This window comes from Marinoscillum sp., from assembly GCF_965229915.1.
Lineage (GTDB): Bacteria > Bacteroidota > Bacteroidia > Cytophagales > Cyclobacteriaceae > Marinoscillum.
The window spans coordinates 2,601,253-2,616,481 of the sequence record NZ_CBDDJZ010000001.1; the positions used below are offsets into that span (position 1 = coordinate 2,601,253).

At 42.3% G+C, this 15,229-nt stretch carries 17 protein-coding genes; 8 read left to right on the forward strand and 9 right to left on the reverse strand.

Annotated elements, in window-relative coordinates; translation table 11 throughout:
- Both ACO067_RS11240 and ACO067_RS11245 read right to left on the reverse strand, forming a co-directional pair.
- Positions 1 to 219: a FeoA family protein gene (locus ACO067_RS11240; protein ID WP_421874086.1), complete on the reverse strand. Its 219-nt coding sequence runs from the start codon at positions 217 to 219 to the stop codon at positions 1 to 3.
- 65 nt (positions 220 to 284) lie between these two features.
- Positions 285 to 926 (reverse strand): response regulator transcription factor, encoded by a 642-nt coding sequence (locus ACO067_RS11245; RefSeq protein WP_421874088.1) that lies wholly within the window; start codon positions 924 to 926, stop codon positions 285 to 287.
- A 147-nt stretch (positions 927 to 1,073) separates the two neighbouring features.
- Between ACO067_RS11245 and fumC the strand changes: the two genes are divergently transcribed.
- The 3 genes from fumC (at position 1,074) to map (ending at position 4,052) form a co-directional block, all read left to right on the forward strand.
- A complete protein-coding gene (fumC, locus tag ACO067_RS11250) occupies positions 1,074 to 2,477 on the forward strand; it encodes a class II fumarate hydratase (RefSeq protein ID WP_421874090.1) in 1,404 nt (467 codons plus the stop codon).
- A gap of 77 nt (positions 2,478 to 2,554) precedes the next feature.
- On the forward strand, positions 2,555 to 3,166 hold the full coding sequence (locus ACO067_RS11255) for an Ezrin/radixin/moesin family protein (RefSeq protein ID WP_421874093.1): 612 nt from the start codon (positions 2,555 to 2,557) through the stop codon (positions 3,164 to 3,166).
- A 94-nt stretch (positions 3,167 to 3,260) separates the two neighbouring features.
- Entirely contained in the window at positions 3,261 to 4,052 is a 792-nt protein-coding gene (map, locus tag ACO067_RS11260; protein WP_421874095.1) for a type I methionyl aminopeptidase, read from the forward strand.
- Between the two features lie 132 nt (positions 4,053 to 4,184).
- On the opposite strand, the gene ACO067_RS11265 is transcribed toward map, so the two are convergent.
- Both ACO067_RS11265 and ACO067_RS11270 read right to left on the reverse strand, forming a co-directional pair.
- Positions 4,185 to 4,868, reverse strand: a complete 684-nt coding sequence (locus ACO067_RS11265; RefSeq protein ID WP_421874097.1) for an OmpA family protein — start codon at positions 4,866 to 4,868, stop codon at positions 4,185 to 4,187.
- A gap of 127 nt (positions 4,869 to 4,995) precedes the next feature.
- On the reverse strand, positions 4,996 to 5,385 hold the full coding sequence (locus tag ACO067_RS11270) for a VOC family protein (RefSeq protein ID WP_421874099.1): 390 nt from the start codon (positions 5,383 to 5,385) through the stop codon (positions 4,996 to 4,998).
- A gap of 91 nt (positions 5,386 to 5,476) precedes the next feature.
- Here ACO067_RS11270 and ACO067_RS11275 point away from each other — a divergent pair, with 91 nt between their 5' ends.
- The 3 genes from ACO067_RS11275 to ACO067_RS11285 all read left to right on the forward strand — a co-directional run bounded on the left by ACO067_RS11275 (position 5,477) and on the right by ACO067_RS11285 (position 8,760).
- Positions 5,477 to 7,234, forward strand: a complete 1,758-nt coding sequence (locus ACO067_RS11275; protein ID WP_421874101.1) for a chloride channel protein — start codon at positions 5,477 to 5,479, stop codon at positions 7,232 to 7,234.
- Positions 7,235 to 7,633: 399 nt separating this feature from the next.
- Entirely contained in the window at positions 7,634 to 8,122 is a 489-nt protein-coding gene (locus tag ACO067_RS11280; protein WP_421874103.1) for a TlpA family protein disulfide reductase, read from the forward strand.
- Positions 8,123 to 8,130: 8 nt separating this feature from the next.
- A complete protein-coding gene (locus tag ACO067_RS11285; RefSeq protein WP_421874105.1) occupies positions 8,131 to 8,760 on the forward strand; it encodes a thioredoxin family protein in 630 nt (209 codons plus the stop codon).
- Positions 8,761 to 8,800: 40 nt separating this feature from the next.
- Here ACO067_RS11285 and ACO067_RS11290 read toward each other — a convergent pair whose 3' ends face one another.
- From ACO067_RS11290 to mazG, 5 genes are all read right to left on the reverse strand, one after another.
- Entirely contained in the window at positions 8,801 to 9,250 is a 450-nt protein-coding gene (locus ACO067_RS11290) for an SRPBCC family protein (RefSeq protein WP_421874107.1), read from the reverse strand.
- An 89-nt stretch (positions 9,251 to 9,339) separates the two neighbouring features.
- Positions 9,340 to 10,596, reverse strand: a complete 1,257-nt coding sequence (locus ACO067_RS11295; protein ID WP_421874109.1) for a DUF418 domain-containing protein — start codon at positions 10,594 to 10,596, stop codon at positions 9,340 to 9,342.
- A gap of 1 nt (position 10,597) precedes the next feature.
- Complete coding sequence (locus tag ACO067_RS11300; protein WP_421874111.1) at positions 10,598 to 12,031, reverse strand: N-acetylmuramoyl-L-alanine amidase; 1,434 nt, start codon at positions 12,029 to 12,031, stop codon at positions 10,598 to 10,600.
- Positions 12,028 to 12,405, reverse strand: coding sequence for a BlaI/MecI/CopY family transcriptional regulator (locus tag ACO067_RS11305; RefSeq protein ID WP_421874114.1), 378 nt, complete (start codon positions 12,403 to 12,405; stop codon positions 12,028 to 12,030). Before ACO067_RS11305 ends, ACO067_RS11300 begins: the two co-directional genes overlap by 4 nt.
- Positions 12,406 to 12,556: 151 nt before the next feature.
- Positions 12,557 to 13,372: a nucleoside triphosphate pyrophosphohydrolase gene (gene mazG, locus ACO067_RS11310; RefSeq protein WP_421874116.1), complete on the reverse strand. Its 816-nt coding sequence runs from the start codon at positions 13,370 to 13,372 to the stop codon at positions 12,557 to 12,559.
- 136 nt (positions 13,373 to 13,508) lie between these two features.
- Between mazG and ACO067_RS11315 the strand changes: the two genes are divergently transcribed.
- On the forward strand, positions 13,509 to 13,739 hold the full coding sequence (locus tag ACO067_RS11315; RefSeq protein ID WP_421874118.1) for a hypothetical protein: 231 nt from the start codon (positions 13,509 to 13,511) through the stop codon (positions 13,737 to 13,739).
- Positions 13,740 to 13,827: 88 nt separating this feature from the next.
- Positions 13,828 to 15,225 carry a phosphoglucosamine mutase gene (gene glmM, locus ACO067_RS11320; protein WP_421874120.1) on the forward strand — a complete coding sequence of 466 codons (1,398 nt, stop codon included), beginning with the start codon at positions 13,828 to 13,830 and terminating at the stop codon, positions 15,223 to 15,225.
- Positions 15,226 to 15,229 lie beyond the last annotated feature (4 nt).

Sequence of the window (15,229 nt, forward strand, 5' to 3'; positions counted from 1 at the left end):
TTACTCCACTTCTACAAGTGATGCCTCATCTTTTCTCAGAGACAATGTATATCCATCCAGATCGATTGCTATAGGTCCACCAAATGGAGCTTTAAAGACAACTTCTACAAGCTTACCTGGATACAAACCCATGTCTACTAATTTGGAGGTGACTCCATTCTGTGAAAGACTCTTCACAGTCATGGTTTTGTTCAGCTGAAGTAAATCAAGTGTTGTCATTTATTCTTGGATTGATGCAAAATAAAAGAGTTGAGTAATCAGATACAATCGCTAATGCTAGTGAATTATGCTTTGACCAACCCAGTCTCCATCGCGTAAACAATAAGCTCAGTTGGCGACTTCAAATTAAGCTTCTTTAAAATATTCTTTCTATGACTATTGATAGTATGAACACTGACATTTAACTCATCAGCAATCTGAACGGTCTTATGCCCTTTGGTGATTAACTGCAGTACTTCATACTCTCTGGGAGAAAGGTCGGTGGGTTCACAGTCTACCTCCTTCTCCTCACTGCTATTATCAATAAGTAGGTCCAGGATACGATTGCAGTAAAAGCGACTGTTTTTAGATACCGACTCGATGGCATTGAGGATTTCTCCCTGGCTGCACTTCTTCGTGACGATACCTTTGATCCCCATATCCAACAAGGGTTTGATGTGCTCTTTCTTGTCTTCATTGGTAATGATGAGCACATTAGTGGCCTTCGAAGCAACTACCTGATTGAGCAGTGATCTCAGCACTGGATCATCACTCTGATAGTCCATCAGCAGCACATCAGGATGCTGCTGCAGCACTGATTTCATCAATTCCTCCGCACCTTCTACAACTCCTGCCAGCTCAAACGCATCTTTCTCCTGCACCATGTGGATGAGTCCCTCACGCGTCAAAAACTGAAAATCAGAAATCAGAACCTTGATCTTTTTCATTTATTTAGAATGATTCTAAACAGCAAATCTAGTTTGTTAACTTGAAATAGACAATTTGGTTGCGATTTGGTTGAATAAACAATTGAAATCAGCCTGTTTGAGTTAATTTTGGGTCGATAACATTCATATAAAAACCTATTTAGTGATATGGAATTCCGTACCGAGCACGATACCATGGGGGAAGTCAAAGTACCCGCTGACAAATACTGGGGAGCGCAAACAGAACGCTCCAGAAACAACTTTAAAATAGGAGGTGCCAATATGCAGATGCCACTGGAAGTGGTTCATGCATTTGCCATCCTCAAAAAGTCAGCCGCACAGGCCAACCATGAGCTGGGTGTGTTGCCAGAAGAAAAAAAGAATCTTATCGCTCAGGTATGTGATGAAATCCTGGAAGGAAAACTAGATGATCAGTTTCCACTGGTCATCTGGCAGACTGGATCGGGCACTCAGTCCAACATGAACTGCAATGAAGTGGTGGCTAACCGGGCTCATGTGATCAACGGTGGATCACTGAGTGATGAGAAAAAAGCTATTCATCCAAATGATGATGTGAATAAGAGCCAATCATCCAATGACACCTTCCCAACAGCCATGCACATTGCCTCTTACAAGCTGATCGTGGAAAACACTATCCCTAAAGTGAAAAAGCTTAGAGATACTTTGAAGTCCAAATCAGATCAATTCCAGGATGTGGTGAAAATTGGCCGTACGCACTTTATGGATGCCACTCCCTTGAGCTTGGGACAGGAGTTTTCCGGTTATGTGTCCCAACTTGACCATGGACTGAAAGCATTGGAAAACACTTTTGCGCACCTGAGTGAACTAGCACTGGGTGGAACTGCTGTAGGAACTGGATTAAATACTCCACAGGGATATGATGTGCTGGTCGCTAAGAAAATTGCAGAAAATTCAGGACTGCCTTTCATTACCGCCGAGAATAAATTTGAAGCGCTGGCTGCTCATGATGCCATGGTGGAAACTCACGGAGCTTTGAAGCAATTAGCTGTGAGCTTAATGAAAATAGGCAATGACATCCGTATGCTGTGCTCCGGTCCTAGAAGTGGTATCGGCGAAATTGTCATTCCAGAAAACGAACCAGGATCCTCCATTATGCCTGGTAAAGTAAACCCAACGCAGTGTGAAGCCCTGACGATGGTTTGTGCACAAGTCGTTGGTAACGATGTAGCAGTATCCGCAGGAGGCATGTACGGACAGTTTGAGCTCAATGTATTTAAGCCTATGATGGTTTACAATGTGCTCACTTCTGCCAGACTGATTGGCGATGCATGTGAGTCATTCAATGATAACTGTGCCGTGGGAATTGAGCCAAATTATCCGGTCATCAAAGATAAACTGGAAAAATCCCTAATGCTTGTGACAGCTTTAAATACGCATATTGGATATGAAAATGCGGCTAAAATTGCTAAAAAAGCGCATAAAGAAGGAACAACCTTAAGAGAAGCAGCTGTAGAGCTAGGCTTACTTACCAGCCAACAGTTTGACGAATGGGTACGTCCAGAAGATATGATTGGTAGTTTAAAAAAGTAAATTTTTGACTTTTTTTTAGTTATTTTAGTACTTTAGTGTTAGTTATGTAATTAATTATGAATCAACAGATTATAAGTATGAAAAGAATTGTCGCACTTTCAGTATTTGTTTTGTTCGTTGCAATGGGATACAATGCAAATGCGCAGTTGTCCAAACAAGAGAAAAAAGAGTGGAAAAAAAGAATCAAAGCTTTGGAACCAGAGCAATTCAAAACTCTTGTAGAGGAGAACAAATCTTTAAAAAGTCAAACAGCTAGTTTGAAAAACGAACTTGCTGGAGTAGATGATAAAATCGCCGATAAGGATGATCAGATTTCATCTTTGCAAAAGCAGGTATCTTCTCTAAGAGATGAGTTGGCAGAAGCAAACTCTAAACCTAAGCAACCTGCACAGCAGGCGGCAGACCAGGGAGGCATCAATGAGAATGTCGGCGTGGTATTCAAGGTGCAGATAGGAGCTTACAATGCAAAGGATCTAAGCAAATATGGTAGCAAGGCTAAAAACTTCTCACAAGAAACTGAGAATGGTCTGAACAAGTTTACTGTAGGAGCATTCAGAGACTACTGGGAAGCTGATACGTTCAAGAAATACCTTCGGGAAATGGGCGTAAAAGATGCATTCATTGTTTCTTACAAAGATGGTCAGCGAGTAGACATCAAAGAAGTTTTGGAAGGTGTGACCAAATCATAACTTATAAATACCGAACAATATAAAAGCAACAAAAACCCTTCGGCATGCCGAAGGGTTTTTTGTTTGTGTTAATTTTGTAGGCTCATTTAGCATTATGACCCATTACAAGACCAAAGAAGAAATTGAAATCATGCGCGAAAGCGCTTTGATCGTGTCAAAAACACTCGGTCTCATGGCTGAGCATATCAAGCCTGGAGTCACGCCACTGGAGTTGGATAAGATAGCGGAGGAGTTCATTAGGGATCAAGGTGCAGAACCGGGTTTTTTAGGTTTGTATGATTATCCGAACACGATCATCACATCGGTAAACGAACAAGTAGTACATGGTCTGCCCACCAAAAGACCACTGCAGGAAGGTGATATAGTTGGTCTGGATTGCGGAGCACTAAAAAACGGATTCTATGGAGATCATGCCTACACTTTTGCTGTGGGAGAAGTGAGTGATGACATCAAGCAGTTGTTAAAAGTAACGAAAGAGAGTCTTTACAAAGGTATTGAGCAGACCGTGGCTGGTAACCGCATCGGAGACATTGGTTATGCGATCCAGACATACACTGAAAGCTTCGGCTATGGCGTAGTGCGCGAACTGGTTGGTCACGGATTGGGTAAGAAGATGCATGAGTCTCCTGAGGTACCCAACTATGGCAAAAGAGGACGTGGCGCTAAGTTAAAAGAAGGTCTGGTCATTGCGATTGAACCTATGATCAACATGGGAACTCGCAGAGTGGTGCAGCTATCAGATGGATGGACCATCGTGACGGCCGACCGAAAGCCATCGGCACACTTCGAGCACGATGTGGCCATCGTGGATGGTAAACCGGAGATTCTGTCCTCCTACCAGTTCATCGAAGAAGCCTTAGAAAAAGTAAATGGACTAGTGGTGTAGGACACCGAGTCTAGAACATTATAAAAGAGGCCGTCTCAAAAGCAATTTCAACGGCCTCTAGTTTTTTGTATAAGTGAGTTTCCCCAGATAGGTACCCGAATATGCTTCCCTGTTGGGACGAGCTTTTTTCACTTAGAGCTCTCCATTTTCAGCCATTTTTTTCATTTTGTCATTGGCATAGATAGCAACTTCTACTCGCCGGTTTTGAGCCCTGCCTTCCGCCGTAGAATTGTCTGCTACTGGCTGTGATTCTCCATAGCCCATGGTGGTTAATCTGCTGGCTTTCACTTGCTGAGAAGTGAGATAAGTGGCCACGGTATTGGCTCGTTGCTCAGAAAGTGTTTGATTGTAAGCATCTGGGCCAGTGGCATCTGTATGACCCTCTATCAGAATATTCGTATTCTCATACTTATTGAGGGTTTCAGAGAGTTCGCTGAGGTTGCTCCTTGTCTCCGATTTCAAATCATATGAATCCAATGCGAAAAGTAATCCTGAGTCAAAAGTGATTTTAATCCCTTCACCGACTCGTTCCACATCAGCACCTTCCAGGTCTTGCCTAAGCTCTTCTGCCTGCTTGTCCATTTGCCTACCGATCAGTGCGCCTGCTGTACCGCCAACTGCGGCACCTATGATGGCCCCAACTGCTGTGTTGTCTTTGGAGTTTCCAATCACCGCACCAATAGCTCCTCCTGCGGCGGTACCGATACCAGCACCTTTGCTAGCATTGGATGCTTTGCAGCTCCCTAGGATTATGGCTGTGGAAGCTACAGTCAACGACAAGATGAGAGGCATTAATTGTATTGGTAGTTTTTTCATGATCCTTTGTGGTATTTGGTTCTACACCACCTCTTGCCAAACTTGTACCATGTCACCAGAATGGTAAAACAGCCAATCACAAGCGATCCTTCTATTCAAAATGAAGTGTGTCTTCTCATTTTAAGAATTATTCCCACATGCCCGCCGGAACAATTTCCAGCACATGGCCATCTGGATCTTCGAAGTAAAAAGACTCAAAATCTGCGGGCCATTTTTGCTCGCAGGTAATTTCGATCCCCCGATCCATGCATTGCTGCTTTACAGAAAGATAATCTCGCTGCTCTACCTCAAAAGCAATGTGTTGCTTGCCACTAGCAAAGTGTGGAGGCAGTACCTTCTCATTTTTGGTAACCTCGGCTATAAAACACAACAAGACCGAGCTACCTACCCGAAAGAAAATATGCCTACCATCCACCTGGGAGATTACAGGCATTCCCAGCTGGTCATGGTAGAATCTCCGGGTCTCGCCCAGCTTGGAGACATATAGACAGGTCTCTTTTATTTGCGTGAAATCCATGAAATTTTTGCTTTTATTAAAGTTATCCCTAATTGTGAAGTTTTACCTTTGCGCGGTGTCCGATATAAATAAGAAGTTAACGCACGTCTTGATGCGCTTCCTGGTCTGGCGACTGAAGCATATTAGTGATAATAATTTCCTTCTTATCGTTGCCAGCCTCGTTGGTCTCATTGCAGGATTAGCTGCGGTGACCTTGAAAACCACCGTCCACTATGTACAGCACCTGCTTCAGCAAAATCTGGACCTTACCAAAATTAACTACCTCTACATTGTCTACCCTGCCATTGGAATTGTTTTGACTATTCTGGTCAGGAAATTTGTACTTAAAGACACACCTGGACACGGGATCACCAGGATACTCCGGGCTATCTCCAAAAACTCCAGCAGAATCCGTAGACGATACATGTTTAGCAACATGATCAAAAGTGCGATCACTGTTGGTTTTGGTGGATCCGTAGGACTGGAGGCCCCCATTGTGGTAACTGGCTCAGCTATTGGGTCCAATTTTGGTCAATTTGTCCATCTGGATTACAAAAAAAGAACACTACTCATCGGGTGTGGAGCAGCAGGTGCCATCTCAGCCATTTTTAACTCGCCCATAGCCGGTGTGATCTTCGCTATTGAGGTAATTCTGACCGAAGTGAAAATCAGCAAGTTCATCCCCATACTGATAGCATCTGTCAGTGGGCAGTTGATCTCCATCATTTTGCTCGGTGAAGATGTACTCTTCTCCTTTAAGATTGTGGATAGCTTCCAGGCATCCGATACGGGGTATTACATCGCCCTGGGTGTGCTGTCTGGTCTGGCTTCCCTCTATTTTACCCGTGTAACATACTGGACGGAAGGCTTCATCGATGAAATCAAAAATATCTATGGCCGTGCGGCTATTGGGGGTCTAGCTCTGGCATTAATTATCTTCATATTTCCTCCGATATATGGTGAAGGCTATGACTCCATTCTGTCTTTGCTCAAAGGCAATCATGAAGGGTTCTTCAGTGGCAGCTTCTTTTACTCCCTGGCAGACCAGGATCTGGTAATAGCTGGTGTTCTGTTTCTAATCATATTGGCGAAACCATTTGCCACAGCACTGACCATCGGCTCTGGCGGCAGTGGTGGGGTATTTGCACCTTCGTTATTTATGGGAGGAGTTGTGGGGTTCTTTTTTACCCGAGTGATTGAAGTCCTGCATCCTTCTGGAAATATCAGTTCTAGCAACTTTACTCTGGTAGGGATGTGCGGCGTAATGAGTGGCGTATTGCATGCACCACTTACGGCGATCTTCCTGATTGCCGAGATCACTGGCGGATATACACTATTCGTTCCATTAATGATTGTCTCGGCCATCAGTTTCACCACCATATCCTACTTTGAAAAACACAGCATTTATACGAAGAAGCTTATCGAGAAAGGGGACTTGATTCAATACGATCGGGATCGAATCGTCCTTAGTCTAATCGATCTCAAAAAAATCATTGAGAAAGACCTGCTTTCCATTCATCCAAACGCCCCACTCAAAGATCTGGTAGACCTGGTCAAAATTAGCAAACGAAATATATTTCCGGTGATCAACGAGAATGGTGAGCTAGAGGGAATTGTCACCCTTGATGACATCCGTGACATCATGTTTGATCGGGAGAAACAAGAAAACCTCATTGTGAAGACCATCATGCAGAAACCACCAGCCCAGGTGGGCCCTCAAGAAAAAATGCAATCAGTGATGAATAAATTTGAGTTAACACAAGCCTGGAATCTACCAGTTATTGACAATGGCAAGTATCTTGGGTTCGTATCAAAATCTCGAATTTTCAACGCCTATCGCAAGAAACTTATACGTCAGACCAAGGAATAAGCGTTTTTATTACGAATACGTTCTGTTTAACGTGATTTTTCCACTTTTCATTTCTAATCAGAGATATCCACACTACTTTAATTGAGGATTAGCATTATAACTTACTGTATTACTGAGAGTTATAGTCGTTTTTCAGGGGTGTGTGGATAAAGTGCATAAAATGTGAATAAATAGTTTGAAGTGGTATTGTGCCAAAAACCATCTTTTTGTAAGTTCCCAACCTAAGAATAAGAGCTATAGTAGATAGGTAATTCACGTATAAATATTGTAGCAACAGAAAAGGCATCATTTCCTCATCAAGATGCTTATTAATTTATTAACACAGAATGATCCTCAATAAGCTTCATTCAATAAGCAATCTTGAAATAGTGCAATAAAAAATTTATGGAACATTCTCTCATGAAATTCGTATGCACAAACATGCGATTGTTTTTGATTCTAAGCCTTTTGAGTATTGGCACTTATGCATACAATCAAGAGATTAAATTGATCTCTGTTGAATCACTTGATAATCTTCTAGCAGAACAAAGTGAGTCCGTCAGGGTGTACAATTTCTGGGCTTCCTGGTGCGGGCCGTGCGTGAAAGAAATGCCTCATTTCGAAGAGGTCAATAGCACCAAACAAGCAGAAGTCGTATTCATCAGCCTGGATTTCCCAGAAGATCTCGCCAAGGCACAAAAACTGATTGATAAGAAAGGAATTCAGTCGACTACTTATCTGCTGAACTCTACTAACTACGACGATTACATGCCCAAAATCAGCGAGGCATGGAGCGGCGCAATTCCTGCCACCTTGTTCGTTTCGCCTTCGGGTAAAAGATACTTCTACGAAAAAGCATTTGAAAAAAATGAATTGGTTCAAGTAGTTAAAAATTTAGCTTCAAAATGAGTAATCCTATGAAAAAGACGATTCTAGTAATAACCGGTTTATTAGTGACAGTAGCAGTCTTATTCGTCAATGCTACAGATGCCAACGTCAACGGATACGAAGTGGGTGATTATGCGAAAGACTTCTCTTTGAAAAATATTGATGGTAAAATGGTTTCGATGGCTGACTATGGAAATGCCAAGGGATTCATTGTTGTATTTACTTGCAACACCTGTCCATACGCGAAAGCCTATGAGCAACGAATCATTGATTTGGATAAGAAGTATGCATCCAAAGGATTTCCGGTTATAGCAATTAATCCAAACGATATCACTAAGCAGCCAGATGACTCAATGGACAAAATGGTTGAAAGATCTAAGGAAAAAGGATACACATTCCCTTATTTGCGAGACGACAGTCAAGAAATCACCACAGCATATGGCGCTACCAAAACACCACATGTATATGTGCTGAATAAAGAAGGATCGGACAAATACAAAGTGGAATACATTGGGGCCATCGACGATAGCCCTAGAGAAGCTGCAGATGCCAAAGAAAAATATGTGGAAGATGCAGTGGATGCACTCCTAAGCGGCAAGAAGCCATCAGTCACATCCAAAAGAGCCATCGGATGTACTATCAAGTGGAAAGATGCATGATAGAAAAGAATTGATAGGATCAGGAACAGAGCAGCCCATACTAAGGCTGCTCTTTTTGTTTGAATACTTTTTTGTAGACTGGCTTGCGATAAAGGAATTGAGCAAATAGAACAGGGTACATGATGAAGTCTGTAACGATAGTACCTGTAGAGAACTGAATATCATCAATAATTACCGAACCCGTGTTGGTAGATTGCACAACGTGTCGATGCCTCCAGGTCTTTAAAAAAAATGGCAGCTTCACTCCCTCATCTACAAAATACCACTCCCTCTCACTTTCACCATGATCGGTAATGCCACTCTGCCAAATTTGCTTGAAGAGCAGGAAGTTTAGCTCCAGTACCACTCTGTCTCCTTTTTCACACCCACCAAACTCCAGGAGTTTCACTGGGGGAAAAGGTGGGTTTAGTGCTTTAAATAACTGCTGGTTGAATCCACGACTTACTTTATCCAATCTGGCAAAAACTTTTGTCTCAATCTTTAACCTCATGGCATGACTAACTAACGTTCCTGGCATTGGTTTGCGGCTATCAATGATTTGTGAGCACCTATAGGTCCTTTCCGGTCAGTTAACTAGTATTATGCCGAATAAGTCAGCTTTTTCCAAAGCCACTCCAATGGACCAAACTGATGATTTCTCAACCATAATGTGCTGAACACCATTTGAATTACCCAAATCGCAATCACTATCGGTAAAAGTTCTGTCCTGGAAAATTCATTGTAAAACCCAAGCCCAAAGCCATAGAAGATAAAGGCACAAATAACCGACTGACCGATGTAATTGGTAAGCGCCATACGCCCCACACAGGAGAATGGCTGGTATCGAGAACCGGTGAGCAGTGCTTGGTAAAGGCCGTTCAACATCAGCACATACCCGATAGCTAATACTTCCTTATAAAACAACGCCTGAAAACCATCTGCAACTTTGATAATGGGTTTTTCATAATATTCATAAGTCCAATGATAACTCCAGTTGAAGCTTAGCCATAGTCCTAGTATCAACACGCCAACTGTTACAGGCCAATAAAAAGATACCAATCGATAATTGTGAAAGATACCTAGACGATAGAAAAGCATACCAAGTAGCATAAGCAACAACGTCCGTAATACAATTCCTTGAAAATAAAACCGCCCACTTGATACCTCTACATGACCAAGATTCTCTAAAACATTACTCCAGTAGCCACCCGATCTCGCCTGAATGATACTTTCACCATCTGGTGAGGGAATGGAAGTAATTCTGTCCCAGGTTTCAATAGCCTGCAGCTGTTCAAGGGTTCTGCTTAAAGAGTCAACAGTCAAAGCCTCCTCGTAAGCGTAAAATTTTTCCGCTCGTGCCACAGTCGATTGGTAGGACCGATAGCCCAGCGTAGTGATGATAATCATCATCATTAACACCAGATACTTATTGTTGAATAACCTGAAAGGGAAAAGCAATAGTCCACACACGGCATAATGATACAGGATGTCTCCATTCCAAATAAATATGGCATGCACCACCCCAAAAATAAACAGCCAAAATAACCTCCTGGCGTAAATATCCATCCCCCGAAGCCCAATGCTTTTGGACTCCATCCGCTCCAGGAAGATGTAAAAACCAACCCCAAAAAGCAGTGCAAACATGGAAAAGAACTTACCTTGAAAAAACAGGTACACCCAAAATCGAACTTCTCGATCTAGTGGCCCATCAAACCCAAAGGTATTTGGCAAAAAGGGGTTCGGGTAAGAAAACGATTCGACATTGATCATCAAAATGCCCAAAACGGCTATCCCTCGAATAAAATCTAAAGTCCCCAACCGCTGAGCTGCAGGAATAGGATCAATCTTGCCGGCCAAACTACCTCGCTGCTAATTTGATCGCTTTGACCAGACGCTGGGCTATCTCCCTTTGCCCTACTGATGAAGTCATTTCGGCTTCCATCTCTGGATTGGAGAAAACACCTATTATAGCCATTACGGAAGGACATTTGGCATTCTTCAAAACGTAATAGTCAGAATACCCTACCTCATTGTAGTCTTCATCGCCAAACTGTGCCGCTATAATTCTTGCCAGGTACTCCGACTCTTGTGCATATCGCATAGCCTCATTATAAATGAATAACCGCTGCTCCTTATCAGTGCCTTGCATGACTTCCACATGAAGTGAAATGTTCAGGTCCGCATCTTTCGTTTTGTTCACACGCTCTTCAAGTGACAAGAAATCATCATCAGATCTAGTGGTGATAATTTTAACATTAGATCCCTTAAATTCTAGCTGAACTAACCGAGCTACATTAAGAACCACGTCCTTTTCGAAGAAGCCAGATTTACCAATCGCACCATGATCCTTTCCTCCGTGTCCTGGATCTAACACTACAACAAATTCTTCATCACGATTCAATTGTGATTCAGGCTTTATTACAAAGGAGCAAATAAATATGCTTAACAACAGTAATACTGTAATCCATCTAGATATACTGAGTATTCTTGTCGGTCGATTTTTGTAGATCATCTTCAATCTATTCTTAAGTGATAAATAAGAGAAATTACTAGTTAGGGGAATGTTGATCGGATTATACTGAGCGGCTTCTATCAGACTAGACAGGTAATTCTTCAGTTTATGGGGATGTTTAATGACACGATCATCTACTTGATACTCATGGTTCAATCTAATTGCCCTTCGATAACAATAAACCAATGGGTTAAACCAACATAGAACTGTCAGTATTTCAATGATCAGGACGTCTACGCTATGCATAAAGTAAACGTGTGATTGCTCGTGAGACATGAGGTCATCATCCTGCATTTGATCTCTTCTTTGTATAAAGATGTATTTCCAAAATGTAAATGGCTGTTTGATTTGATCATTAAGAACCACATGGTATCCATTTACATCCGAAATTAGTCCGCTAATAATCAGTTTACGAATTGATACTAGTCCTCTCAACATTCTTACCAGCATGATCAAGATGCCAACTACGTAGAGGTAATTAAGAAGAACGTTTAAGGTTAAATTGTCTTTGGGAAGAGTTGTGCTTTCAGAAGCAACATCTGCAAATCGATCAACCCTAATGAGGCTGGAAACCTCTATTGCTTCAGATAACCCATTAACTGCATCACTAGATTCTATGGCAATGGGAATACTGATTAAGGGTACAACTAAAGACAGTATGGCAGATGCTAAAAGATAAATCCTATTGATGGCAAATGACTTTTCTTTTATTAATAGCAGATAATACATAAGTAAGAATACCGCCATAGGTAGCATAGAAACGGCAACAAGTCTAGTCATGATTTCTCGCGTTTTGCCTCTATCTCCTCTTCAATCAATTGCTTAAGTTCTTCCAACTGATCAACTGACAACTCTGTTTTTTTAGCGAAAAATGATCCGAACTGACTTGCAGAATTGTTGAAAAAGTCCTTCATCATGGATTTTATCTGACTGGAGAAGTAGTCAGTCTTTTTCACTTTGGGATAATATTCTCTGACACTTCCTCTTTGATAGAAACCAACATAATCCTTCTTAATCATCCTCGTAACCATAGTTGCCACCGTGGTATAGGCAGGTTTGGGATCTGGAAATTGCTCTACTAGATCTTTCATGTATGCAGTGTCCAGTTTCCAGAGATACTTCATGATCTGCTCCTCGCTTTGATTAAATTTCATAACTACACTAGTAATTTATATACTACAAATGTAGTAATTATTTTCAAAGTAAAAAGCGCGATTCTGGCGGACCTTTTGATCACCCGGAGTTTGACAAGAGAATTCTCCTTCGTTTACTTTACCCTATACCAGTAAACAATGCTAGTTCCAACTAAAGAGATTTCGCTTCATTCCAATACTTATCCATCTCCTCCAGGGTCATTTCGGATAAGGTTTTGCCGTCTTTTTTGGATTCAGATTCCAGATAGTTGAAGCGCTTGATAAACTTCTTATTGGTACGCTCGAGAGCCTCCTCAGGATTGATATCAATAAACCTAGAATAGTTGATCAGCGAGAAAAGTAAGTCGCCAAATTCATTTTGTGCCTTCTCACGATCGATTTGATTTTCGTCTTCAAGGTTGAATTCTGCCATGAACTCGTTCATTTCTTCTTCTACCTTCTCCCAGACCTGCTCCTTTTTCTCCCAATCAAACCCAGCTCCACGTGCCTTTTCCTGGATACGCATCGCTTTGACCATTGCCGGCAAGGAAGTAGGCACCCCTCCCAGCACAGATTTGTTGCCCTTCTCCTTCAGCTTGATCTTTTCCCAGTTCTCCTTCACTGCTTGCTCATCCTCTGCTTTAGTATCTCCATAAATATGCGGATGCCTTCTGATGAGTTTTTCACATACTTCGTTGAGCACATCAGCTACATCAAATGCTCCTTTTTCCGATCCGATTCGTGCATAAAAAATCATATGCAGCATCAAATCTCCCAGCTCCTTTTTGACTTCCTCCAGATCGTTTTCCAAAATAGCATCACCCAGTTCATAGGTCTCCTCGATGGTCAGGTGTCGTAGTGTCTCCATCGTTTGTTTTTTGTCCCAGGGACAGTTTTCCCGTAGCTCGTCCATGATCGTGAGCAGCCGATCAAATGCGTTCAATTTCGATGCTCTCTTGGGATCAGGTTTTGTCAGAATTTTGGACATAGGGAAATCATTAATGATTTAGGATTGTTAAGCTTAATGATCAGGAAAAAGAAGATTTGTCTAACGGGTATAGAAATCTATCTGATGGTTCCTGATGAACACAAATATTCTTATTTTTGCGTCAAATTGTAACCCTATGGCTACTGTATTACTTGGAATCGGATTTATTGCGTTGTTTTTTGTGCTGATGTCAGTACGCCTCATTTTCAAAAAAAATGGAGAGTTTAAAGGTACATGTGCTTCTCAGAGCCCTTTTCTGAATAAAGAAGGAGCGACATGCGGCTATTGTGGAAAGACCATGACCGGAGACGAATCATGTGGAAATTCAGATTCTGAGGTAAATAAAGTGATGGCTAAATTCAGCTAGTCAATCCCTAAAGCCAGTAGCAGATTATCATAATTATCGTCAACACTGACAGGCTTTCACCCGCCTTGTCCTAAATATTCATAATCGATTGTCACTAATTAAATCAATCTCAGGTCTAAGAGGGACCGTAGGAGGTAAAATAGGAGAGACCCTCACGCCAATTGATGTTGCTAAGTTTTCTGCCGGGTATGGTATGTGGATCAAAGAGCGGCACGACTCACCAAAAGTAGTTATCGGTAGAGACGCCCGGCCCTCTGGTCGTGTGTTCCGCTCCATAGTGGAAAGCACACTCAGAGCTCAGGGAATAGATGTGGTAGACCTGGGACTATCCACTACCCCTACTGTAGAAATGGCAGTAGTCAACGAGCAGGCCCAGGGAGGAATCATCCTTACAGCAAGCCATAATCCATCTGGTTGGAATGCCCTGAAGCTACTCAACGAGAATGGGGAGTTCATCTCCGCTGAAGATGGGAAAAAAGTATTGGAATGGGCCGAGTCTGCCGATTTAGAGTTCGTGGACCCAAAGAAATTTGGGGAGTATCGCGAAGATGATACATACATCGACTGGCACATTGACCAAATACTCGCTCTGGATCTTGTCAATGTAGAAGCAATCAAAGCCGCCAATTTCAAAGTAGCGGTAGATGCTGTCAATAGTACCGGAGGTATTGCTGTTCCCAGACTATTGAAGAAACTAAACGTGGAAGTGACCGAGCTCTACTGTGAGCCAAACGGAGTATTTCCACATAATCCAGAGCCTCTCCCAGAGAATATTACCCACATCTGCAATGAAATTGCCGGAGGACAATATGATCTTGGGTTTGTCGTAGATCCTGATGTGGATCGCCTGGTCATGGTATGTGAAGACGGTGTTTCTTTTGGTGAAGAATACACGCTCGTGGCAATAGCAGATTATGTGCTGAAAAAGAAGCCTGGCAATACCGTTTCTAACCTGTCTTCTACCCGTGCACTGAGAGATGTCACAGAAAAACATGGTGGTCAATACACCGCCTCGGCAGTTGGAGAAGTAAATGTAGTCACGGAGATGAAAGCTGAAAAGGCGGTGATCGGTGGTGAAGGAAATGGAGGTGTGATTCTTCCAGAACTGCACTATGGGCGAGATGCTTTGGCTGGAATCGCATTGTTCCTTTCTCATTTGGCAGAGTTTGGAAAGAGTGCTTCGATGCTTCGCTCCACCTATCCAAGCTATCACATTTCCAAAAATAAAATTGAGCTCGATCCGACACTTAATCTCGATGAAGTGCTAGAGAAGTTAAAAGCGCAGTACGCAAAAAATAAGTCAACGACCATTGATGGGTTGAAGATTGAGTTTGATAAAGAGTGGGTACACCTGAGAAAATCCAATACCGAACCGATTATCCGAATTTACGCAGAGTCAGAGAGCCAGTCTACGGCAGATCACCTGGCCCAAAAGCTCATGATGGATATTAAGGAATTGATCTCCAATAATGGAGATAGGATCTAAGCCC

Excerpts from the sequence above, each read along its gene's own strand:
- ACO067_RS11265 (WP_421874097.1), bottom strand. The coding sequence starts at position 4,868 with ATGAAAAAACTACCAATACAATTAATGCCTCTCATCTTGTCGTTGACT.
- ACO067_RS11315 (WP_421874118.1), top strand. The coding sequence starts at position 13,509 with ATGGCTACTGTATTACTTGGAATCGGATTTATTGCGTTGTTTTTTGTG.
- ACO067_RS11290 (WP_421874107.1), bottom strand. The coding sequence starts at position 9,250 with ATGAGGTTAAAGATTGAGACAAAAGTTTTTGCCAGATTGGATAAAGTA.
- ACO067_RS11245 (WP_421874088.1), bottom strand. The coding sequence starts at position 926 with ATGAAAAAGATCAAGGTTCTGATTTCTGATTTTCAGTTTTTGACGCGT.
- ACO067_RS11255 (WP_421874093.1), top strand. The coding sequence starts at position 2,555 with ATGAAAAGAATTGTCGCACTTTCAGTATTTGTTTTGTTCGTTGCAATG.
- ACO067_RS11240 (WP_421874086.1), bottom strand. The coding sequence starts at position 219 with ATGACAACACTTGATTTACTTCAGCTGAACAAAACCATGACTGTGAAG.
- ACO067_RS11300 (WP_421874111.1), bottom strand. The coding sequence starts at position 12,031 with ATGACTAGACTTGTTGCCGTTTCTATGCTACCTATGGCGGTATTCTTA.
- ACO067_RS11305 (WP_421874114.1), bottom strand. The coding sequence starts at position 12,405 with ATGAAATTTAATCAAAGCGAGGAGCAGATCATGAAGTATCTCTGGAAA.
- ACO067_RS11285 (WP_421874105.1), top strand. The coding sequence starts at position 8,131 with ATGAAAAAGACGATTCTAGTAATAACCGGTTTATTAGTGACAGTAGCA.
- ACO067_RS11275 (WP_421874101.1), top strand. The coding sequence starts at position 5,477 with ATGCGCTTCCTGGTCTGGCGACTGAAGCATATTAGTGATAATAATTTC.
- fumC (WP_421874090.1), top strand. The coding sequence starts at position 1,074 with ATGGAATTCCGTACCGAGCACGATACCATGGGGGAAGTCAAAGTACCC.
- ACO067_RS11270 (WP_421874099.1), bottom strand. The coding sequence starts at position 5,385 with ATGGATTTCACGCAAATAAAAGAGACCTGTCTATATGTCTCCAAGCTG.
- mazG (WP_421874116.1), bottom strand. The coding sequence starts at position 13,372 with ATGTCCAAAATTCTGACAAAACCTGATCCCAAGAGAGCATCGAAATTG.
- ACO067_RS11280 (WP_421874103.1), top strand. The coding sequence starts at position 7,634 with ATGAAATTCGTATGCACAAACATGCGATTGTTTTTGATTCTAAGCCTT.
- map (WP_421874095.1), top strand. The coding sequence starts at position 3,261 with ATGACCCATTACAAGACCAAAGAAGAAATTGAAATCATGCGCGAAAGC.